The sequence below is a fragment of the Dactylosporangium sp. CA-139066 genome, assembly GCF_050936175.1.
In the GTDB taxonomy this organism is placed as follows: Bacteria; Actinomycetota; Actinomycetes; order Mycobacteriales; family Micromonosporaceae; genus Dactylosporangium.
This window is the reverse complement of sequence record NZ_JBNJNH010000001.1, coordinates 2,181,817-2,203,341: the sequence shown is the minus strand read 5'-3', so window position 1 is coordinate 2,203,341 and position 21,525 is coordinate 2,181,817. Positions and strand designations below refer to the sequence as shown.

Genomic DNA, 21,525 nt, shown 5'->3' with positions numbered 1-21,525 from the left:
CGCTCACGCACCCGCCTGCAGCGCGTACTGCCGCACCGCGGCGACGATGCCGACGTAGGCGCCGCAGCGGCAGACGTTGCCGCTCATGTACTCCCGCACGGTCTCCTCGTCGCCGGCGTTGCCCTCGGCGATGCAGGCCAGCCCGGACATGATCTGGCCGGGCGTGCAGTACCCGCACTGCAGCGCGTCGTGCTCGATGAACGCCCGCTGCAGCGGGTGCAGCGCGCCGCCCTCACCCGCGACCCCTTCGATGGTGGTGATCTCCTGCCCGTCGGCCTGCACGGCCGGGGTGAGGCAGGCCAGCACCCGCCGGCCGCCGACGTGGATCGTGCAGGCGCCGCAGTGGCCCTGGTCGCAGCCCTTCTTGGTGCCGCACAGCACCAGCCGCTCCCGCAGCACGTCGAGGAGGCTCTCCCGCGGGTCGAGGTCGAGATGGACCGCCCGCCCGTTCACGCCAAAGGCCACTGTCTGTACCACGGCGCCGTCCTGCCCGGGCGGCGGCCGGTCTAACGCGGCTTCACCCCGGCGGGCGCCACCCGGGCACTACGCCGAGGAGGCCCGCAGGGCGGCGGTCACGTCGGCGAGGGTGGCGAGCTGCTCGGGGGTGAGCGCGTCGACGAACAGCTCGCGGACCGCGCGCAGGTGCGGGAACGTGGCGGCGCGGAACGTCTCGGCGCCCGGCGCGGTGAGCACGACCTCGGCGCCGCGGCTGTCGGTGGCGCACTCCTCGCGGCGGATCAGGCCCCGCGGCTCCATCCGGGCCAGGTGGTGCGACAGCCGGCTGCGCTGCCAGCCGACGGCCTCGGCCAGGTCCGAGGAGCGCAGCCGCCCGCCGTCGGCCTCGCTCAGGGCCAGCAGGACGGCGTAGTCCGCCGGCGACAGCCCGGTCTCGCTCTGCAGCCGGGCCGACAGCTGCGTGCGCAGCGCCTCGGCGGTCTCGATGAAGTCGCGCCACACGCGCAGCTCGTCGCGCGTCGGCAGGCGCCGCGCGCGCCCCCGCGTGTTCCCGGCCACAACCATCGCCTCCTGATTGACGCGTCAATCATATGCGACGCACGATTGACGCGTCAATTACATCTCGGGAGGGAGCCGGCCATGGAGGTCACATTCGGCCTGGACACCTTCGGCGACGTGCCGGAGGACGACAAGGGCGCACTCATGTCGTACGCCGCGGCCATCCGCCAGGTCGTCGACGAGGCCGTGCTGGCCGACGGCCTCGGCGTCGACGTCATCGCGCTGGGCGAGCACCACCGCCCGGAGTACGCCATCTCGTCCCCGGAGACGGTGCTCGCCGGCATCGCGGGCCGCACCTCGCGGATCCGCCTCGGCTCGGGGGTCACCGTGCTCAGCTCGGACGACCCGGTGCGGGTGTTCCAGCGCTTCGCGACCGTGGACGCCCTCTCCGGCGGGCGGGCCGAGGTGATCCTCGGGCGGGGCTCGTTCACCGAGTCGTTCCCGCTGTTCGGGTACGACCTGCGCGACTACGACGTGCTGTTCGAGGAGAAGATCGAGCTGTTCGCGCGGCTGCTGCGGGAGGAGCCGGTCACCTGGAGCGGCACGACCCGCGCCCCGCTGCGCGACGCCGACGTGTTCCCGAAGACCGAGTCCGGCCGCCTCGAGACCTGGGTCGGCGTCGGCGGCTCGCCGCAGTCGGTGGTCCGCGCGGCCCGCTACGGGCTGCCGCTCATGCTGGCGATCATCGGCGATTCACCGGAGCGGTTCGCGCCGTACCTGACGCTCTACGAGCGGGCGGCGGGCGAGTTCGGCACGACCGCGCACCCCGTCGGCATGCACTCGCCCGGGTTCATCGCCGACACCGACGCGGAGGCCAAAGAGACCTTCTTCCCGCGGTACAAGGAAATCCGCGACCGCATCGGCAGGCTTCGCGGCTGGCCGGCGCTGCGGCGCGAGGAGTTCGACCACGAGGTCGAGCACGGGTCGCTGTACATCGGCTCGCCCGAGACGGTGGCCCGCAAGATGGCCCGCACCATCACCCGTCTCGGGGTCGGCCGGTTCGACCTCATCTACACGGCCGGCTCGCAGCCGGCGAGCGCCCGCCTGCGGGCCGTCGAGCTCTACGGCGCCAAGGTGCTGCCGATGGTCAAGGAGCTGATCGCCCGATGACCGCGACGGTCGGCATCCTCGGGGCCGGCAAGGTCGGCACGGTCCTGGCCCGGCTGGCCGTGGCGGCCGGCTACCGGGTGCTGGTGGCCGGCTCCGGCCCGGCGTCGGCGATCTCGCTCATCGTGGAGGTCGTGGCGCCGGGCGCGGCGGCGGTGACCGCGGCCGAGGCGGCGCAGCAGGCCGACGTGGTGATCCTGGCGCTGCCGCTGGGCAAGTACCGCACGATCCCGGCCGGGGCGCTGCGCGGCAAGCTCGTCGTCGACGCGATGAACTACTGGTGGGAGAACGACGGCGAGCGCCCCGACCTCACCGATCCCTCCGTCTCGTCCAGCGAGCTGGTCCGCGACTTCCTGCCGGGCGCGCGGGTCGTGAAGGCCTTCAACCACATGGGGTACCACGACCTGGACGAGCAGGCGCGGCCGGTCGGCGCCCCGGGCCGGCGGGCCCTGGCGATCGCGGGCGACGACCAGGCGGACCGGGCGGCGGTCGCGGAGCTGGTCGACCGCCTCGGCTTCGACCCGGTCGACGCCGGCCGCCTCGCCGCCGGCGCACTGTTCGGCCCGGGCACCGAGCTCTTCGGCGCCAACGCGAGCGCCGAGGAGGTCCGGCGCGCCCTTTACCGGCAGACGGCGGCAAGATAACGTTATTTCGCAGCATACGGGATCGGCGCCCGCGTGCGACCGCCATCGCGCGCTCGCCGGTCGTCGGCGGGCCGCGCCACCGCCGACCGAGAGGAACACCCCTCATGAGACGCAGCCGTCTCATCACCGCCGCCGCGGCGTCCGTCCTGGCCGCCGCGGCGCTCACCATCGCCGGCGCGCCGCCGGCCGGTGCCGACACCGTCACCGCCGCGCAGGCGTGGCGGATCGTCCAGCAGTACCAGGGCGTCTGGACCGCCCCGCCGAGCCACATGACGTCCGGCGACACCGTCGACGGCCCGCTGCTGGGCAACGGCGACATCGGCGTCACCGTGGGCGGCCCGATCAGCAACCAGACGTTCTACCTGGGCAAGAACGACTTCTTCTCGCTGGGCTCGCACGCCATCAAGCCGCTCGGCCGGGTCGTGTTCGCCGTGCCGGGCCTGGCCGGCGCCAGCTACCGGATGGTGCAGGACATCGCCCGCGGCCAGGCCCAGGGCACCTACACCCTCGGCGGCACCACGCTCACGGCGACGAGCTGGGTGTCGGCCACCAGCGGCGTGTTCGTCACCTCGCTGTCGGTGACCGGCTCCAGCCAGGCCGCCAGCTTCACCGTGCAGAACGGCGCCGGCGCCACCCCGGCGGTGTCCACGAGCGGCTCGGTGCTCAACGCCGAGGTCTCGGCCGACGGCTCCGGCCCGCAGGCCCGCGTCGCCTCCCGGGTCATCGGCGGCAGCCAGTCGATCGCCGGCAACCGGCTCAGCGTCACGCTCAACCCGGGCACCACCTACACGTTCGTCGCCGGCATCGTCTCGTCGATCGACAGCTCGGGCTACCAGAGCGCCGCCACCGGCCTCGTCTCGGCGATGACCCAGGCCGACGCGGACACCCTCGGCGCCGCGCACCGCTCGTGGTGGCAGGGCTTCTGGCAGCAGTCGTACGCCGAGATCCCCGACAAGGCCGTCGAGAAGCAGTGGTACGGCTCGCTGTACATCCTGGGCTCGACGTCGCGCGGCGGGAAGTACGCGCCGGGCCTGTGGGGCAGCTGGATCACCGGCAACATGAACTGGAACGGCGACTACCACACGAACTACAACTACCAGGCGCCGTTCTACGCGGCGCTGTCGACGAACCACATCGCGCTCATGGAGCCGTACGACCAGCCGGTCCTCGACTGGCAGTCGCCGGGCCAGGCCCTGGCCGCGCAGCAGGGCTTCACCGGCGTGCTGTACCCGGTCGGCCTCTCCCCGCGCGGCACCAGCGCCGACATGAACCTGCACAACCAGAAGTCCAACGCCGCCAACGTCGCCTCCGTCATGATCATGCGCTGGCTGTGGACCCGCGACACGGCGTACGCCCAGCGGGTGTACCCGTGGCTCAAGCAGGTCGCCCTGTTCTGGCAGAACTACCTGACGGTCGACGGCTCGGGCACGTACCACGTGCAGAACGACGCGCCCCAGGAGGACAACCCGTACCCCCAGACCGACAGCACCCTCACCCTCGGTCTGCTGCACCTGCTGATGGGCGGCCTCGCCGACATGAGCGCCGCGCTGGGCCAGGACGCCGGGACGCGCACCACGTGGTCGAACATCGACGCCCACCTGGCCCCGTTCGCGACCACGACGGTCAACGGCCAGACGGTCTTCCGCGAGACCTCGACGGGCGCCGGTTTCGTCAACGACGGCAACGACATCGTGATCCAGCACGTGTACCCCGGCCTGCAGGTCGGCCTGAACAGCTCGGCGAGCCTGTTGCAGACCGCGCGCAACACGGTGGGCCAGATGACCGCGGCCTGGCACGGCGGCAACGCCCCGCCCACGTTCTACGCCGCGGCCGCCACCGTCGGCTACGACCCCGCCACCATCCTCGCCGGCCTGCGCGCCGAGGCCACGCAGTACGCGTACCCGAACATGGCCATCCACCACAGCGGCGGCGGCATCGAGGGCGTCAACGTCGTCGCATCGGGCCTGGACGAGATGCTGCTGCAGTCGTCCCAGGGCGACATCAAGGTCTTCCCGGCCTGGCCCGCCGCCACGAGCGCCAAGTTCGGCGACCTGCTGGCCCGCGGCGGCTTCCTGGTGTCGGCCGCCCGGGCCGGTTCGACGGTGCAGTACATCCGCATCGTGAGCCAGAAGGGCGGAACCGCAACGGTCACGAACCCGTTCGGCGGCTCGGTCCAGGTGTACCGCAACGGCACCTCGGCCGGCACCATGACCGGCTCCCGCCTGACCCTGCCGACCACCGCCGGCGAGACGATCGCCCTGGCCCCTGCCGGCACGCCCCTGTCGACGATCAACACCCAGCTGTCGCAGCCACTGCAGTCGGGCGGTTCGACGTCGTCCTCCTTCAGCAGCGGCTTCGAGTCATCGGGCCCCCCGCTGACCTGGACGAACACGGTCGACCCGTCGGGCGGCGGCCTCGCCGCCGTCGGCGGCCTGTGCTGCGGCCTGACGGCCCCCGAGGCCGGCCCGAGAACGTCCGAGACGTTCCACGGCGGCACGGCATCCTTGATGTACTCGGGCGCCGCCCAGGGCGGTTCCGCCGTGCACGCCTACCTGAAGCTCTACGACCTGTCACCGGCCCCACTGGCCATCGGCGGCGGCAAGACGCTGAGCTACTGGATCTACCCGCAGAGCAACGCCACCACCCCGTACGTCCCCGCCGGCTCGACCAACAGCACCTGCGTGGCCATCGACCTGATCTTCACCGACGGCACCGCGCTGCGGGATTCGGGCTCGGTCGACCAGACCGGGGACGGCGCCCATCCGTCGGCGCAGTGCGGCCACCTGACGTTGGACGCCTGGAACCAGGTGACGGTCAACCTGGGGACGCGCAACGCAAATAAAGAAATCAATCGAATCGTGGTCGGCTTCGACGCCCCGAACGCAACGGGCGGCTATCGGGGGTACATCGATGATCTGAGCATCGCTTAGCTCCCGCACGACGCGGGCCTGGCGAGCCAACCTCACCGGGGGCCTGGAGCCCCCTCCGAGCGAGGCTCACCAGGCCCGTCCGCCGTCCTCCGCCCGCCGTTTTCGCCCGCGGCCTCCCTCGCACCTCGCACCTCGAGGCCCGCCGTCCTCCGCCCGCCACCGGCCACTTGCGGCCCACGCCTCGCAGCTCGCGGCCCTCCGCCCGTGGGCCGCGGCGGCGGCGGCGGCGGCGGCGGCGGCGGCGGCGGCGGCGGTAAGTTTGTCCGCACTTACTTACAAGCGCAACCCGCGTCCAGCGTCCGCGGTCGTTCTCCGCTGGCGGCTGCGGGTTTGTCCGCACTTACTTACAAGCGCAACCCGCCGTCCACCGTCCGCGGTCGTTCTCCGCTGGCGGCTGCGGGTTTGTCCGCACTTACTTACAAGCGCAACCCGCCGTCCACCGTCCGCGGTCGTTCTCCGCTGGCGGCTGCGGGTTTGTCCGCACTTACTTACAAGCGCAACCCGCCGTCCACCGTCCGCGGTCGTTCTCCGCTGGCGGCTGCGGCTGCGGCTGCGGCTGCGGCTGCGGCTGCGGCTGCGGCTGGCGGTGAGTTTGTCCGCACTCACTTACAACCGCAACCGTCCACCGTCCGCGGTCGTTCTCAGCCCGCCCGCGCCTCGCGCCTCGCAGCCCGCCATCCTCCGCCCGCGGCGGTCGTGTCCGCAGCCGGCACCTCGCAGCCCATGGGGCGGTCGTTCTCCGCCCGCGGGCCGCGGCTGGCGGCTGGCGGCTGGCGGCTGGCGGCTGGCGGCTGGCGGCTGGCGGCTGGCGGCTGGCGGTGAGTTTGTCCGCACTTACTTACAACCGCAACCGCAACCGCAGCGGCCGTGCCGGTTTGTATGTGTGCACTTACTTACAACACCCGCCCCAGCGTGGGGCGGGTGTTGTAAGCCGTCGTCTCGCCGTCCGTGGCTGCGCTGTCGCCGACAGGTGGACGCTCGGAGACCTCGTGGCGCGCTCAGCCAGGCTGGCCGGGCATGTTCACGTTGGAGAGCGTGCCGATGCCCGGCACGTGCCAGGTTCGGCCGGCGTTGGTTGTCAGTGTGGACTCACTTACAACCGTTGCGGGTGGCTGCGAGTCGGGGGGCGTTGATGATTCGGTCGTCGATCGTGGATGCGGTTGACCGAACGTGGGCTCGATGCCGAATAGGCCGGCGATGATCGCCTCGGCGATGCCAACGCCGGCTATCGCGTCGCGGTTTGACACTCCCGCCTCGGCGACCCGTGCGCCGACCGTGCGGATTGCGTCGCCGGGCGTCGCGATGCCCGCCGCGGGCGCAATGCCGGCCGGGTCCGCGATACCGCCGACGGCCGAAGCCGTGACACCGCCGACAGCCGGGGCCGCAACACCGCCAACGTCCGGGGCCGTGACGCCGCCGACGGCCGGGGCCGCAATACCGCCAACGGCCGAACCCGTTACACCGCCAAGGGCTGCCGCGCCGTCCGCCCCGGCCGACGGCGAATCTGTGACACCGCCAAGGGCCGAGTCCGCGATACCGCCAAGGGCCGGGGGCGCCGCGGCGGTGGGGGTGACGATCTCCTGCGCCTGGCCCCACAGGGCGCCCGATGCGGCGGCCGGAGTCGCCGCCAGCAACCTGGCGGCCAGGTCGCGGCGGCCCAGCCTCGCCAGACCGTAAGCCGTCACGCCGGGCCAGGCGCCGAACGCGCCCGCCGCGCCGTGGTCGGGGCGGTTCGCCGTGGGCGCGGCCGGGTCGTCGAGAGCGAGCGCGCGCATCCACGGGCCGGCCAGGAGCTTCGACTCGACGAAGGCGACCATCGCGGCGCGCTGCTCGCGTGGGAGGTCGGCGTGCAGGTACGCCGCGGTGAGGCCGAAGTCGAGGCAGTGGCCGATGACGTCGTCGCCCGAAGGGCGGCGGATTCGCCAGCGGCCGTCGGCGGTGGCGAGGGCGAGCACCGCCTCCGCCAGGCGGGACGCGTCCGACTCGGCCGCGGAGGCGCCGGGTGTGTCGCCCCGGGAGTGCAGCAGCCGGGCGTACGCGCGCAGCATGCCGACGTACGCGGCGTTGAACGACGCTACCGCGTGCACGTAGCCGGGTACGCACTCCAGGAGGCGCCACGGGTCGGGGCCCAGGTCGGCCAGGACGCCGCCGGTCGCCTCGGTCGTGCGGGACGACCAGCCGTAGGCCAGCGCGCGGACGTGCTCGAGGACGGTGCGGGCGCCCGCCGTCTCCGACAGGAACGCCGTGTCGCCCGTGACCGCAACGTAGTGCTCGATCAGGCGGAACAGCGAGTAGTCCGTGGCCACGTAAGCGTTGCCCAGCGGGCCGCCGCTTCTCGTGTCGAAGCCGAAACAGTCGCCGTACGGCGTGGACAGGGCGCGCAGCAGCCAGGTGCGCAGGCCGGCGGGGTCCAGCATGGCGTACAGCCGGCTCCACTCGGTGTGGTCCCAGAAATAGGTGGTCGTGGCGCCCAGGCGCGGGCCGCCGGTCAGGAACACCGGGGCCTCGGCGCTCGCCCGCATGTTGCGCATGTACAAGGCGAGCAGCGCGGCCATGTAGTAGGCGCGGCCGACGCCGGGGTCCTCGGCGTGCAGTGTCGGCAGGTGGCCGCTGAACGCGTCGTTGCCCGGCGTGAACATCTTGTGCCACAGGGCGTTCCAGCCCGACTCGACCGCGGCGAACGCGGCGTCGAAGGACTCGGCGAGCTTGGCGGAGCGGACCGTGACGGCGTCGTCGATGCCGTACGCGCACACGAAACCGATCGTCCGGGAGGCGCCCGGCGGCAGGGTGACGTGCCAGGACGCGCGGGCGCCGCAGCCGTACTCCTCCGCGGTGTCGGGCGGCGCGGCGAACGCGTACGCGGCGCGGGCCTCGGAGCGGGTGTCGGCGATGGTGACGTGGGCGCCGTCCCAGACCGGCTTCCACCGCGTTGAACGCGTCCAGTGCCGGGTCCGGGCCGCCGGGCGGCCGTCGACGCGCAGCTGGGCGTGGTCGGCGTGCACGGCCAGCTCCACGCGGTGCCAGGCGCCGACGGTCAGGGGCGTGGTCGCGTACTCCTGCTCCCCTGCGATGCCGAACCAGAGCCGGCCGCGGTCGAGGCCGGCCTGCAGCGAGTCGGGGTGGTTGCCGTGCGTGAGCAGGATGCCGGTGTCGTCGGGGGCTTCCGGGCGTACATCGAACGCCAGAACGTCCCCCGGGCGCAGCTCGAAGGCGTCCAGGGCGAGCTCGGTCTCCGGCCGCAGGGTGTGCTCGCCGCGGATGCGCAGCGTCGCCGTTGCCGAGCGGGTGTGCGGGTACACGGTGTCGGGGCTGACGTGGCGCGGCAGCTCGTGGGAGAGGTCCATGATGTCGGTGTCGGCGTCGCGCTGGATGCCGGGCGGGCGGGGGCGGCCGAGGCGCAGCACGCGGCGGCCGGGGCCGAGCAGGTAGTGGGCCGGTGCGCCGCCGCGGGTGGTGGCCCGGATCCGTTCCAGCGTCATGAAGTCGTGGTGGTTGCCGGCCGTCCACGGCACGTCGTACAGCCAGCCCCAGCCGGTCTCGGTGTGCGCGACGGCGGCGTACAGCTCCTGCTCGACACGGCAGGTGACGGGCTGCGCGGAATGGTTCGTCAGGCGTACGCGCCACAGCACCTCGTCGGCGGCCGGCGTCATGCGCGTGTCGCTGACGACAGTCACGGCGGAGCCGGAGTGCACGCGGGTAACGCCCCACGGTTTCCACAGCAGACGCTGGGCCGGCGGGACATGGCCGTCGAGGCGCAGGACGCCGGTGTGGTAGCCGAAGGTGTACGGCGGCGCGGCGAGCCAGGACAGCGACGTCAGGTCGTGGTTCACGTGGGCCTGGCCGACCTGGTTGCGCAGGGACGGCAGGTGGGCCAGGTCGGCGGCGGCCATCCACTCCCCGGCGACGTCGGCCAGCGGCGGGACGCCGCTCACCGCGACGATCCCTGGGTCAGGCCGGCGACGAAGTGCTTCTGCAGGAACAGGTACCCGACGACGGGGATGACGCCGGCGAGGAACATGATGCCGAACAGCTGCCCGAAGCTCGTCTGGTACTGGCCGACGGACAGGTACAGGCCGGTCGTGATGGTCTGGCCGGTCAGCGGGCCGAGGATGAACAGCGGGTTGAGGAAGTCGTTCCAGATCCACAGCGACAGGAAGATGGCCACGGTGGCGGTCGCCGGGCGGACCAGCGGCATGACGATGCTCCACCAGATGCGCAGGCCCGTGGCGCCGTCGAGGCGGGCCGCCTCGATGATCTCGTCGGGCACGGCGCGCATGAAGCCGGTGTAGACGAACACGCCGAACGAGAAGTACCCGCCGGCCACATTGGACAGGATCAGGCCCGGGTAGGAGTGGTCGAGCCCGACGGCGGTCAGGATCTGGATCGTCGGCAGGAGTACCACCTGGGGCGGGATCATCAGGCCGGCGGCCAGCAGCGCCAGGACCGTGGCGCGGGTCCGGGTCCGGCGGCGGGAGACGTACAGGCTGAAGATGGACGTCAGCGGGATGAGCAGCACGATCGAGCAGGCCACCACGATGAGCGAGTTGCGCAGGCCCTGCTGCAGCAGCTCGTCCGGGCGGCCGACCGCGGTCGCGAGGTTGGACAACGTCGGATGCAACGGCGGGGCGGCGGGACTGCTTCTGATGTCATCCTCGGACTTGAACGCGTTGACGATCGTGACGTAGATGGGGCTGACGAACAGGAGGATGACGACGCCCGCGGCGAGCAGCCGGAGCCGGTTTCCATACGTTGTCACAGGTCGATCTCCCGGCGGCGTAGAGCGCTCGTCACGGACAGGGCGATGACGGCCGATGCGAGCAGCAGGAACATCGCGACGGCCGAGGCGTAGCCGAAGCGGTCGGTGGTGAAGGCGAGCTTCACGATGTACTGGGCGGTGGACTGCGTGGCATAGGCCGGGCCGCCGGACGTCAGCACGGCGATGATGTCGTACAGCTTGAGGACCGTGATGAGCGAGATGGTGACCGAGATCGTGGTCGCCGGCGCCACCATCGGCCACGTGATGAGCCGGAAGCGCTGCACGGGGCCGGCGCCGTCGATCGCGCCGGAGTCGTAGAGCTCGCGCGGGATGTGCTGCAGCGCGGCGAGGTACACCACCGTGGTGAACCCCGACAGCACCCAGGCCACGACCACGCCGACCGAAACCCGCGCCATGCCCGGCGTACCGAGCCAGTCGATCGGGGCCGATACCACGCCGGCCGACACGAGCACGTCATTGAGCAGCCCGTCGTGGGTCAGGATCGTCTTCCACACGAAGCCGACGATGATCCCGGAGATGACCTGCGGCAGGAACGCGATCGTGCGCAGCGCGCGGTACGAGCGCCCGGTGCCGTTGAGCAGCAGCGCGAACGCGATGCCGAGCACGTTGGCGGCGACGGTGACCCCGAACGCGAGCGCGAGGGTGTACAGCACGCTGGCCGACAGCTCCTCGTCCTGCCACATCTCGCGGTAGTTGGCCAGCCCGATGAACGCGCTGTCGCTGCGCAGCGGGTTCTGGTCGGTGAAGCTGCTGCGCAGGCTCATGAAGACGGGTACGACGATGAACGCGACGTACAACACGAGGCCGAGGCCGGCGATCGAGCGCAGGCCGAGATCCTGGGTCTTGCGCTGTGGCACGGGTGGTTCCCTCCGATGTGGACGGCGGCGGGGCCTGCCCGGGGCCCCGCCGCCCGGTAATGCCTGTTACTTGGTGGCGCTCGCCCAGGCGGTGTCGAGCTTGGCCAGCTGGGCCGCGACATCGTTGGAGTTGAACAGCCCCTGCGCGGCGGCGAAGAAATCGTTGTTCAGGGAGCCGGGCAGCGAGTCGTCGTTGGTGGCCCAGGCGATGGCGTACACCTTCTTGTTCTGTTCGGTCACGAAGGAGTACGACGCCTTGAACACCGGGCTGACGCTCACGCCGTAGTCGTCGAGCGTCTTGCCCTTGAGCATCGGGAACGCGCCGTCGCCCTCGATCAGCGACTTGAGGTTGCCCGGGTCGAGCGACCACGCCTGCGCGAACGCCGTCGCCTCGGCCATGTGCTTCGTGTGGGCGTTGATGGCCATCGAGCCGCCGACGGAGAACGGCACGACCAGCGAGCCGTCGTCGGTCGGCCACGGGAAGACCCCGATGTCCTCCCATTTGTCCTTCGGTACGGAGCCGAGGTACCAGCTGCCCATGGGGTACATGGCGGCCTTGCCGGCGTTGAAGTTCGTGATGGAGTCGGCGTAGGAGACGTTGAGGGCGCCGTCCTCGAAGTACCCGTTGGTCACCAGCGTGCGGACCTTCGTGGCGGCGGCGACCACGTCGGCGTCGGTGAACTTGACCTGGCCGGCGTACCGCTTCTGGATCCAGTCGGGGTTCTTGCCCAGCACGTCCGCGCTGAACGCGCCGACCAGCGGCATGCCGGCCGCGAACGGGTCGTTGCCGCCGAGCTCGATCGGCGTGATGCCCTTGCCCTTCAGCGTGGCGCAGGCCTGCAGGAAGTCGGACCAGGTCTTGGGCACCGCGACGCCGGCCTGGGCGAACAGCTTCTTGTTGTAGAAGACCAGCGGGATGATCTGGGAGTTGGTCGGCGGGATGTACACCTTGGATTTGATGGCATTGCCCTGCGGCAGCAGGAAGTTCGCGTCGATCCAGGACTGGTCGTACGGCTGCAGCAGGCCAGCGCCGGTGTACTGCGCCGGCGTGATCGACTGCAGCAGGTCCGGGAACTGCCCGGAGGCCTGTAACTGCTTGGCGTAGGCGTCGCGGTCGGTGTTCGGGGCGACGAGCTGCTTCACGGTGAGCCCGGGCACCTTGGCCTGCGCGTTGGCGATGGACTTCGACCAGAACTCGGCGGTGAGGGACGGGGTGTTGAACGTCATGTAGGTCAGCGTCACCTGGCCGTCCGCGGCGTCCTTCGAGCACGCGGCGGCCAGCAGGACGCTTGCCGCGGCGAGCGCGGCAAGGCATTTTCGGAGCATGACATCCTTCCTGGATGGCTTCCTGGCGGGGGAACGTGCCTTGCGCTTTACCAGCGAGATAACGTTGTCTCGCCGGTTACAGTAGAGTGTCGCCACGCGGTGTCAAGAGGGCGCGACAAACATCGAGGGAGAGCCAGCGTGAACCAGGTCCGAGCACGGCAGCGCCGCCCCACGATGGCCGACGTGGCGCGCGAGGCCGGCGTCGCGCTGCGCACGGTGTCGCGCTACGTCAACGGCGACGACACCGTCGGCCCGCAGTTCGCCGAGCGGATCCGGGCCGCCATCGACGAGCTGGACTTCAAGGTCGACGAGCGGGCCCGGCAGCTGCGCAGCGGCCGGACGGGCACCATCGGCGCCGCCGTGCGCAACATCTCGGAGGCCCACCCGGTGCTCAGCGCCATCGAGGCCACCGCGCGCGCCGCCGGGCTGATGGTCGTGGCGATGTCCACAGAGGACGATGAGCGGCTGGAGCGCGACGCCGTGCGCTCGATGTCGGGCCGGCGCATGGACGGCATCATCATCGAGCCGATCGCGGAGAATCACGGGTACCTCCAGGCCGAGATCGACTCGGGCCTGCCCGTCGTCGCCTTCGACCGCCCCGCGACCGGCGTGGACGTCGACACCGTGCTCACCGACAACCCCGGCGGGATCGCCCAGGCGTTCGAGCACCTCTACCGCCAGGGCCACCGCCGCATCGCGTACATCGGCGACGACGAGCGCATCTACACCGGCCACGTGCGCGCGATGGCGTTCCGCACGTGCGCGGCGGCGGCCGGCGCCGCGCACGACGGCCTGGTGCATCCCGGCCCGGTCGACCAGGCCCGCATCGCCGCCGCCCTGGCGTCGGTGCGCCACGGCCCCGACCCGGTCACGGCGGTCATCACCGGCAACGCGTCGACGACGGTGGCCGCGATCCGGGCGCTGGGCGCGGACTTCGGCGCGGTCGCGCTGGTCGGATTCGACGACTTCCCGGTCGCCGACCTGCTGCGCCCCGGCCTGACCGTGGTCGCGCAGGGCGACGAGGAGATCGGCCGCACGGCGTTCGAGCTGTTCCAGGCCCGCCTGGCGCAGCCGGACCGCCCGATCGAGCGCGTCGTCGTGCCGACTCGCCTGGTGGTGCGAGGCTCCGGGGAGCTCGCCGTCTAGCGTCGCCGCAGGGTTCGTACCGATGCCGGAAGCAGTGCCATGACGGCCGAGACGAACATGACGGCGGCGGTGACGGCGAGCCAGGTGCGCTCGCCGGTGAGCGCGGCGACCGGCCCGGTGAGCGCCAGCCCGAGCGGCCGCATCACGAACGACCCGACCTGGTCGAAGGCGAACACCCGGGCCAGCTTGTCGGGCGCGATGTTCTGCTGGATCGCCAGGTCCCAGTTGACGCTGAACACCTCGAGCCCGAACCCGTGCACGAACGCGCCGGCGAGGATGACCGGCAGCGGCACGGGCAGCGCCATGGCGAGGGGGAAGCACGCGGTCAGGGCGAGGAATGCGGTGCCGGCCAGCAGCATGCGGCGCGGCCGGTAGCGCAGGCTCACGATGCCGCCGGCGATGAACCCGGCCATGAGCGCGGCGAGGGCCAGGCCCCAGGCCGCCCCGCCGAAGAGCCGCGTCACGCGGACCGGGCCCAGGACGCCCTGGATTCCGCCGTACATCAGGTGGTAGATCAGCGCCTGCGCGATGAGCAGCCACAGCCACGTGTGCCGGAACACTTCGCGCGCCCCGGCGCCCATATCGCGCAGCATCGATTGCTGTTCCGCCGGTTCCTGCTGCCGGTCGACCCGCATCGCGGTGAAGCAGACCGCCGCGACCGCGAACGTCAGGGCGTCGACGCCGATCGCCCAGCCCGGCCCGAACAGCGCGACCAGCACGCCGCCGAGGCTGAAGCCCACGACCATGGCGGCGTTCTGCGACAGTCGCAGTACCGAAACCGCGGCCGGAAGGGCCTCCACGGACACGGTCTGCGGCACCACGGCGCGCGAGCTCGGCCCGGCGATCGCCACGAGCGCACCGTTGACGGCGCTGAGCGCGGCCAGCATCGGTACGGTGGCGACGCCCGTCGTCAGGCTGACGGCCACGACGGCCTGGCAGATGCAGGCGAGCGCGGCGGCCCCGCGCATGAGCAGCGTGCGGGAGAACCGGTCGCCGAGCACGCCGGCGAAGAGCGTCGTGACGACGTCGACCAGCGCGTAGGCCGCCACGACCAGCCCGAGCTCGGTGGCCGAGCCGCCAAGGTGCAGCACCGCCAGCGCCATCGCCACGGGCGTGATCGCCGAGCCGAGCGCGTTGAGGGTGCGCCCGGTGAGCAGCCACCGGAAGCCGTTGGAACGCCAGGGCGAGCTCACGACGAGCGGCCGTTCGAGCACAGCGGTCATGGTGGCCAAACTATTTCGCTGACGAACTTTTTGTCAACGAACTAGTGGTAGGCTTCACGGCGTGCCCGAGGACTTCGCCGATCGCCACGTCGCCCGCTGGCGGGACCATTGGATCGAGATCCCGTTCGACGACCGGATCGAGGCCGCGACCGTGCGCCTGTCGAAGATCGCGCGCTATTTCCGCGACACCACCGAGGCGGCGGCCATCGAGGTGGGGTTGCAGCTGTTCGAGTACCAGACGCTGCACATGCTGATGATCCGTGACACCCCCGGACACGCGTCGCCGCGCGCCCTGGCCGAGGACCTGGACGTGTCGCCGGCCGGGATGACCGGCCGCCTCGACGCGCTGGAGAAGGCCGGTTACATCAAGCGGACGCCGAGCGCGACGGACCGCCGGAGCGTGAACATCGAGGCCACGACGGCCGGCGTGGCGATCTGGCGCCGGGCGATGGCACTGCGCGGCCGCGCCGAGGTCGACCTGCTCAACAGCCTGTCCGAGCGCGAGCTGGCGACCTTCAACCGCCTGCTGAAGAAGCTCACGACGACCATCGAGCACCAGGAGTGACGTCTCGCTCGCTCCCCGCATTGCTGCACGTGCGGATTTTTCGGGGTCGGCTAGCCTAGGAGGGGCAAGACCGGAAGCGGCCCGCGCTCACCCGGTCCGTCGCTAGGATGCGCGCGTGCGTATGGTTCTCCCGCAGTCGTTGCGTGACTTGATCGCCTCGGGCCCGATGACCCACGTGAGCACCGTGAACCCGGACGGCAGCCCCCACGTCACGGTGGTGTGGACCGGCTTGGACGGCGACGACCTCGTGAGCGGCCACTTGGCGTACCACAAGAAGCTCCGCAACATCGAGCGCGACCCGCGGGTGGTGCTCTCGTTCGACGCGCCGCGGACGCCGGGCGTGCTCATGAACGAGTACGCGTCGCTGCGCACCCACGCGACGATCGAGCCCAGCGACCGCGCCTGGGACCTGCTCAACGATCTCACGAAGGTCTACGTCGGGCCGGAGACCGAGTTTCCGGCGCCGCGCGGGCCGGGCTTCATCGTGCGGTACTCGGTGGAGCACATCGGCGGCGTCGGGCCCTGGGTGGTGGCCACGGCCCTCTAGGGGGCGCGGCCGCCGGGCGCCACGACACCGCACTGCCGCTCGGCGCGCGTTGCCCGTGAACGCCGCCCCACATCCGCCGCCGCGCCCCACATCCGCCGCCGCGCCCCACATCCGCCGCCGCGCCCCACATCCGCCGCCATGCCCCACATCCGCCGCCGCGCCCCGCATCCGCCGCCGCGCGCCGCATCCGCCGTTGACTGGCGCATCCGCCGCATGCGCCGTCGGCCGCCGCATGCGCTGCCGGCCGGTGGCGACGGTGCGGGCCCGACGCGGCGAACGGCCGTGACGCCCTGCGCCGGCACGATCAGCCGGGGGCCTCAAACGCACCGCTCATCGCGTGATTTGTCCCGATTTTTCGTGACATAGGCGAAGAGTCGCAAAGCATCTGGCGGGTGCCTGTCACGTCCAGGACCATCGCGAGGCGGCCCACCGGGTGGAGCAGGCGGAAGGAGCGGCCGTTGGCGACGGCGAACCGGCGGGCGGCCAGCAATGTGCGTACCAGGCCGACGTCGGCCAGCGTCACCTGCTCCACGTCCAGCTCGATCGCCGTGCGGCCGGCGGCCTCCGCGGCCGCGATTGCGGCGCGCAGCGCGTCCAGCAGGCGGGCGCGGTTCACGCGGTCGAGGCGGCCGGCGGCGATCAGGCGCAGCACCAAATCCCCTGGTACGACCGGGCGAACCGTGATCCACCCGCTGCGCGCTTCGGCTGGCATCATCTGGCGCCCCACTTCGTGGTCGCGATATGACGGCACCAGATTGGCCGCCGGCGCGGGCGGCTGACTACGTCCCAAAGCGAGCGATCCGAACGATGTTATCCGCTGAGCGAAGCGACTCGCCGGGTATAGAGTTCGTTCTGTGTACCATCCCGTCGATGTCGGGAGGTCGTGGCCTTGTCAGCGTCCGAAGAGATCGACTTACGCACGCGCGACCGCGACGCCGTGGTCGAGGTGCTCAACGGGATCGCGGCACACGAAGCGCGGGTCGCGTTCGCCGACCCGGCCGAGGTTGACCTGCATGTGCGCAGCGGCGCGGCCGGGGGCCTCGGCGGGGTACGCCTCCGGCTCGACGGCGTCGGATACGCCGCGGCCAACGAGCCGCTCGACTTCATCCTCGCCGGGGTCGTGCTGGCCGGGCGGTCGGCGTTCCGCGAGGGCGCGCGGGAGACGCGGCTGACCAGCGGCGACGGGTGGATCTTTCCGGTCGGGGCGGCCTACTCCGGGGAGTACGGCGGCACGACCCTCAACATGATCAGCGTTCCGGTGACGGTGGTCGCGCAGCTCGCCGAGGCCACGAGCGGGGTGCCCGCCGCCGAGCTGCGGTTCGTCTCGCCGCGGCCCGTCGACGAACCCATGCGGCGGTACTGGGCCGGGACCGCCGCCTACCTGGCCCGCCAGCTCACCGAGCCCGGCGCCTCCCAGGCGCCCCCGCTGCTGGCCGCCCAGCTGGAGCAGCTCGCCGCGTCCGCGCTGCTGCGGGTGTTTCCCAACACCACCATGACCGCCGCCCGCACGCCGGACGGCGGGCGGGTCGCGCCGGCCGCGCTGCAACGGGCCGTTGCGTTCATGGACGCGAACCCGGACCGGCCCCTCACCGTCGCCGAGATCGCCGCCGCGGCCGGGGTCGGCGCCCGCGGGCTGCAGAGCGCGTTCCGCCGGCATCTGGGGACGAGCCCGCTGGGGTACCTCCGCGGCATGCGCCTCGAACGCGTGCACCGCGAGCTGCAGGCGGCCGACCCGCACACCGGCGTCACCGTGCGCTCGGTCGCGCGGCGGTGGGGGTTCGCCAACCCGAGCCGCTTCGCCGCGGAGTACCGCAGCGTCTACGGCACCCCGCCCAGCCGCACGCTGCGCGGGTAAGGCGGCGGCGCCGTGACCACGCTCTTCGAGACCACCGACATCGAGGCCGCGCATCAGGCCCTCGTCAGCATGTACGGCCAGCTGCGCCTCACCGTCACCGGCACCGGGCACCACGTCCGGCTCGCCCGCCATCCGCTCGGGCCGATCGATCTGCACCACGACGCGTTCACGATGTCGCTCGAGGTCGACACCGAGCCCTTGCCGATGGTGGCGATCGGGCACGTGCTTCGCGGGCGGTACACCGTCAGCGCCCGCCGGCACCGCACCGACAACCGCGCCGGGGACCTGTTCATCGTGGCCCCGCCGGGCGAGCCGTTCCACACCCGCATCGACGGCGGCGAGGGCGAGGGCTGCATCATCGACCCCGCGCTGCTGACCCGCATCGCCGGCACCGCACCGGGACGGGCGCCCCGCCCGATGCGATTCACGGGCTACACCCCGGTTTCGGCGCGGGCGGCGCGGTTTTTCATCGACACGTACGCGTACGTGCGCGACACCGTCGTCAACACCGCCGCCGCCGAGGAACCGCTGCTGGCCGCCAACGCCGCGCGGATGCTCATCGCGGCGGCCCTGGTCACCTTCCCCAACAACGCGCTGCACGAGCCCACGATCGAGGACCGCCACGACGCGCACCCGGCGGCGCTGCGGCGCGCGGTCGGGTACATCGACGCCAACGCCCACCGCGACATCAGCGCCGCCGACATCGCGGCCGCCGCGCACGTCACCATCCGCACGCTGCAGCTGGCCTTCCACCGGCACCTGGCAACGACGCCGACCGCGTACCTGCGCCGGGTCCGCCTCGAGCACGCCCACCGCGAGCTGCTGGCCGCCGACCCGAGCCACACGACGGTCGGCGCGGTCGCGGCCCGCTGGGGCTTCGTCAACCACAGTCGCTTCACCGCGCACTACCGCGCCGCTTTCGGCCTCCCCCCGTCCGCCACCCTGCGCCAGTGAACCCGAGCAAACCGTATTTATCTGGTGCCAGGCGAAAAATCCGAAAAGTCGGGCGCGGAGCGCCCGACTTTTCGCATCAAGGCGGGCTGGACGAGCGCGAGGCGGGCCATCGAGCGGCGGCGCGGCCATGGTTGCGCGCCTGACGTGTCGACACCCGCGGCGTCGAACGGCCGACCGTTCGGCTCAGCGCCACCCGCCGCGCACGAGGCGGACCGCGGCCCCCGCCCCGCATCGGCCGCCCGCCGGGCGTCGCTGCGCTGAGCGCCGACTGCTCGCGTCAAGACCAGCGACTGGCGCGAGGCTGGTCGCAGGGGCGATGCAGCGCGCCGGGCATGCCGAGGGCTGCGGCGCCGAGCGGGCGGGCGTTCGCCCCGACACCGGGCGGCGGGTGTGCGGCGGCCAGCAGGGCGTGGCCGAGGGCAGTGCCGCGCGCGAGGCGGACCGCGGCCCCGCCCCGCATACGGCCGCCCGCCGGGCGTCGCTGCGCTGAGCGCCGACTGCTCGCGTCAAGACCAGCGACTGGCGCGAGGCGGGTCGCAGGGGCGATGCAGCGCGCCGGGCATGCCGAGGGCTGCGGCGCCGAGCGGGCGGGCGTTCGCCCCGACACCGGGCGGCGGGTGTGCGGCGGCCAGCAGGGCGTGGCCGAGGGCAGTGCCGGCCGCACGGACGACCAGTGGCCCACTCATGGCCGGCGACAGTGCGCGGCGCACCGGGCGACCGGTAGGCCCACACATTGCCGACGACACTGCCCGGCGCACCGGGCGACCGGTAGGCCCACACATTGCCGACGACAGTGCCCGGCGCACCGGGGCGCCGGGCGGGCCCACGCATGGTCGACGACGCTGCCGGGCGAGCCGGGAGCGCCCACGCGGTGGCGGCGGTGGTGGCCGGCGCGCCGGGGACGGGCGGCGTCGCGGACCGGCGTCGCGGACCGGCGTCGCGGACCGGCGGGGCGGACCGGCGGGGCTACTCGCGCCAGCCCGTCATCTCGATGCCCTTCGCGGTCTCCACGCGGTAGCCCAGGCGGAACACCTGCGACTGGCCCTCCGGGAGGGTGAAGCGCCACGTCAGCACGCCCATCTCGGTGCGCTCGGCCGGGGGTGGCTCCACGGCCGTCTCGCGCACGGCGATGCCGTCGTGGCGGCTCACCGGCATCTGGTCGAGCACGGTGATGCGGACCGGGCGGCCGGTGTAGTTGCCGATCGTGGTGCGGTATTCGACCTCGCGGCGGCGGGCCGAGCCGAGCGTGGCCTTGGTGGCGGTGCGGCGGGTGAGCTCGCGCTCGACGCGGACGCGGTCGTCGAGGCCCAGGGCCAGCTCCAGCTCCTCGCCCGGTGCCCACGTCGACAGCTCCGTCTTGCTGACGAAGTCGGCCTCGTGGAAGACCGCGGCCGGGCCGGGCGGGAGGGTGTGCTGCGAGCTGTTCACGACGACGGCGCGCACGTGGACGTCGGTGGAGCGGGCGGGGGCGGTGACGTGGTCGAGGCGGGCGGCGAGGTCGAACACGGCGATCGTGGCGCGGGCCGTGGTGCCGTCGGCGGGGACGGCGACGGGGCGGGCTGGGCGGTAGGTCGCGGCGACCGCGCCCTCCTCGACCTGGGCCTCGGCGTGCTGGACGGGGGCCGCCACGTCGAGCATCGCGGCCGCCGCGGCGGGGGCCGGGGCCGAGCGGGCCATCGGCCGCGGCGGGCCGCCGGGGGCCGTGCCGAAGGCTGCCATGGGCTGGGGCATCGGCGGGGGCAGCGGGACGAACAGGTCGAGATACCACGGCTGGAGCTCGGGGATCGTGGCCACGCCCGACGTGCGGGCGGTCGACAGCGCCAGCTCGCACTCGGGCCAGTCCTCGCCGGTGCGCTGCTCGACGAGGCCGAACCAGGTCACCTGCAGCTGCTCGCCGACGAGGCGCACGTCGTAGGTGGAGCGCCAGCCGGCGTTGGGGACCTGGTAGGAGACGTCCAGCTCGACGTCGCCGGGGGCGGAGACGGACAGGGCGACGACGGCGTAGCGCAGGTCGGGCTCGCGCTTGCCGGCCAGGTCGCCGAGGCGGCGGTCCAGGGCCGCGATCTGCTCGGCGACCTCGATGCGGCGCCGCTGCAGGGTGCGCAGGCCGGCGAGGACCTCGGTGAGCTCGTCGCCCATCGTGGAGGTGAACTCGGCGACCGAGGCGGCGCTCGTCGCGCCGGTGGCGACCGCCCGGGCGTAGGCGCCGCTGGCGCGCTCGCCGAGGTCGGTGAGGAACGCCTGGCGCTGGCGCAGGACGGTCTCGCGGTCGTCGAGCTCGGCGGTCTCCTCCTCGAGCGTGCGGCGCTCCTCGCGCACCCCGATCAGGGTGGTGTCGGACGGTGTGGCCTGGCGGCGCAGGGCGAGGTCGACGCCGAGGACCGTGGCCGGGCCGCGGCCGCTGACGCGGATCGAGTCGTCGTCGAGGTTCATCGGCAGGGGGCCGACCTCGACGGTGCGGTCCCCGGCCTCGAGCGTCGTCCGGACGCGCCGGGTCACGCGGGCCTGGGCGGGATAAACGGTGACGGCAACGATCGGAGCGTCGAGCGGCTTGTCCACGATCAGCACCGTAGCAGTCGA

Annotated in this window: 18 protein-coding genes; 9 read left to right on the top strand and 9 right to left on the bottom strand. The window is 72.5% G+C overall.

Annotation, left to right across the window (positions count from 1 at the left end):
- Nucleotides 1–3 precede the first annotated feature (3 nt).
- Complete coding sequence (locus ACQEVU_RS10055; RefSeq protein WP_433322379.1) at nt 4–453, bottom strand: (2Fe-2S)-binding protein; 450 nt, start codon at nt 451–453, stop codon at nt 4–6.
- A gap of 90 nt (nt 454–543) precedes the next feature.
- On the bottom strand, nt 544–1,020 hold the full coding sequence (locus ACQEVU_RS10050) for a MarR family winged helix-turn-helix transcriptional regulator (protein ID WP_433322377.1): 477 nt from the start codon (nt 1,018–1,020) through the stop codon (nt 544–546).
- A 75-nt stretch (nt 1,021–1,095) separates the two neighbouring features.
- On the opposite strand from ACQEVU_RS10050, the gene ACQEVU_RS10045 reads away from it, so the two are divergent.
- The 3 genes from ACQEVU_RS10045 to ACQEVU_RS10035 all read left to right on the top strand — a co-directional run bounded on the left by ACQEVU_RS10045 (nt 1,096) and on the right by ACQEVU_RS10035 (nt 5,695).
- Entirely contained in the window at nt 1,096–2,124 is a 1,029-nt protein-coding gene (locus ACQEVU_RS10045; RefSeq protein WP_433322375.1) for an LLM class flavin-dependent oxidoreductase, read from the top strand.
- Nucleotides 2,121–2,765, top strand: a complete 645-nt coding sequence (locus ACQEVU_RS10040; RefSeq protein WP_433322373.1) for an NADPH-dependent F420 reductase — start codon at nt 2,121–2,123, stop codon at nt 2,763–2,765. The genes ACQEVU_RS10045 and ACQEVU_RS10040 overlap by 4 nt, the downstream gene beginning before the upstream one ends.
- Nucleotides 2,766–2,869: 104 nt before the next feature.
- Nucleotides 2,870–5,695 carry a glycosyl hydrolase family 95 catalytic domain-containing protein gene (locus ACQEVU_RS10035; protein WP_433322371.1) on the top strand — a complete coding sequence of 942 codons (2,826 nt, stop codon included), beginning with the start codon at nt 2,870–2,872 and terminating at the stop codon, nt 5,693–5,695.
- Between the two features lie 998 nt (nt 5,696–6,693).
- Here ACQEVU_RS10035 and ACQEVU_RS10030 read toward each other — a convergent pair.
- From ACQEVU_RS10030 to ACQEVU_RS10015, 4 genes are all read right to left on the bottom strand, one after another.
- On the bottom strand, nt 6,694–9,627 hold the full coding sequence (locus ACQEVU_RS10030; protein ID WP_433322369.1) for a LamG domain-containing protein: 2,934 nt from the start codon (nt 9,625–9,627) through the stop codon (nt 6,694–6,696).
- Nucleotides 9,624–10,451: a carbohydrate ABC transporter permease gene (locus tag ACQEVU_RS10025; RefSeq protein WP_433322367.1), complete on the bottom strand. Its 828-nt coding sequence runs from the start codon at nt 10,449–10,451 to the stop codon at nt 9,624–9,626. Before ACQEVU_RS10025 ends, ACQEVU_RS10030 begins: the two co-directional genes overlap by 4 nt.
- Nucleotides 10,448–11,329 carry a carbohydrate ABC transporter permease gene (locus ACQEVU_RS10020; RefSeq protein WP_433322365.1) on the bottom strand — a complete coding sequence of 294 codons (882 nt, stop codon included), beginning with the start codon at nt 11,327–11,329 and terminating at the stop codon, nt 10,448–10,450. Before ACQEVU_RS10020 ends, ACQEVU_RS10025 begins: the two co-directional genes overlap by 4 nt.
- Before the next feature lie 66 nt (nt 11,330–11,395).
- Nucleotides 11,396–12,655, bottom strand: a complete 1,260-nt coding sequence (locus ACQEVU_RS10015; protein WP_433322363.1) for an ABC transporter substrate-binding protein — start codon at nt 12,653–12,655, stop codon at nt 11,396–11,398.
- 138 nt (nt 12,656–12,793) lie between these two features.
- Here ACQEVU_RS10015 and ACQEVU_RS10010 point away from each other — a divergent pair, with 138 nt between their 5' ends.
- Nucleotides 12,794–13,801, top strand: a complete 1,008-nt coding sequence (locus ACQEVU_RS10010; RefSeq protein WP_433322361.1) for a LacI family DNA-binding transcriptional regulator — start codon at nt 12,794–12,796, stop codon at nt 13,799–13,801.
- Here the strand turns inward: ACQEVU_RS10010 and ACQEVU_RS10005 are convergent.
- The gene (locus ACQEVU_RS10005) at nt 13,798–15,024 is read right to left on the bottom strand and encodes an MFS transporter (protein WP_433322359.1); all 1,227 of its coding nucleotides are present in this window, start codon (nt 15,022–15,024) and stop codon (nt 13,798–13,800) included. The genes ACQEVU_RS10010 and ACQEVU_RS10005 overlap by 4 nt on opposite strands.
- A gap of 61 nt (nt 15,025–15,085) precedes the next feature.
- On the opposite strand from ACQEVU_RS10005, the gene ACQEVU_RS10000 reads away from it, so the two are divergent.
- Together ACQEVU_RS10000 and ACQEVU_RS09995 are read left to right on the top strand one after the other, a co-directional pair.
- Nucleotides 15,086–15,589: a MarR family winged helix-turn-helix transcriptional regulator gene (locus tag ACQEVU_RS10000; RefSeq protein ID WP_433322357.1), complete on the top strand. Its 504-nt coding sequence runs from the start codon at nt 15,086–15,088 to the stop codon at nt 15,587–15,589.
- Nucleotides 15,590–15,710: 121 nt separating this feature from the next.
- Nucleotides 15,711–16,136 carry a PPOX class F420-dependent oxidoreductase gene (locus tag ACQEVU_RS09995; RefSeq protein WP_433334880.1) on the top strand — a complete coding sequence of 142 codons (426 nt, stop codon included), beginning with the start codon at nt 15,711–15,713 and terminating at the stop codon, nt 16,134–16,136.
- 304 nt (nt 16,137–16,440) lie between these two features.
- On the opposite strand, the gene ACQEVU_RS09990 is transcribed toward ACQEVU_RS09995, so the two are convergent.
- Nucleotides 16,441–16,788, bottom strand: a complete 348-nt coding sequence (locus tag ACQEVU_RS09990) for an STAS domain-containing protein (protein ID WP_433322355.1) — start codon at nt 16,786–16,788, stop codon at nt 16,441–16,443.
- A 237-nt stretch (nt 16,789–17,025) separates the two neighbouring features.
- On the opposite strand from ACQEVU_RS09990, the gene ACQEVU_RS09985 reads away from it, so the two are divergent.
- The 3 genes from ACQEVU_RS09985 (at nt 17,026) to ACQEVU_RS09975 (ending at nt 19,435) form a co-directional block, all read left to right on the top strand.
- Nucleotides 17,026–17,991: an AraC family transcriptional regulator gene (locus ACQEVU_RS09985; RefSeq protein WP_433322353.1), complete on the top strand. Its 966-nt coding sequence runs from the start codon at nt 17,026–17,028 to the stop codon at nt 17,989–17,991.
- A gap of 12 nt (nt 17,992–18,003) precedes the next feature.
- Complete coding sequence (locus ACQEVU_RS09980; RefSeq protein WP_433322351.1) at nt 18,004–18,945, top strand: AraC family transcriptional regulator; 942 nt, start codon at nt 18,004–18,006, stop codon at nt 18,943–18,945.
- A gap of 316 nt (nt 18,946–19,261) precedes the next feature.
- Nucleotides 19,262–19,435 carry a hypothetical protein gene (locus tag ACQEVU_RS09975; RefSeq protein WP_433322349.1) on the top strand — a complete coding sequence of 58 codons (174 nt, stop codon included), beginning with the start codon at nt 19,262–19,264 and terminating at the stop codon, nt 19,433–19,435.
- Between the two features lie 476 nt (nt 19,436–19,911).
- Here ACQEVU_RS09975 and ACQEVU_RS09970 read toward each other — a convergent pair whose 3' ends face one another.
- Nucleotides 19,912–21,504 (bottom strand): mucoidy inhibitor MuiA family protein, encoded by a 1,593-nt coding sequence (locus ACQEVU_RS09970; RefSeq protein WP_433322347.1) that lies wholly within the window; start codon nt 21,502–21,504, stop codon nt 19,912–19,914.
- Between the last annotated feature and the right edge of the window lie 21 nt (nt 21,505–21,525).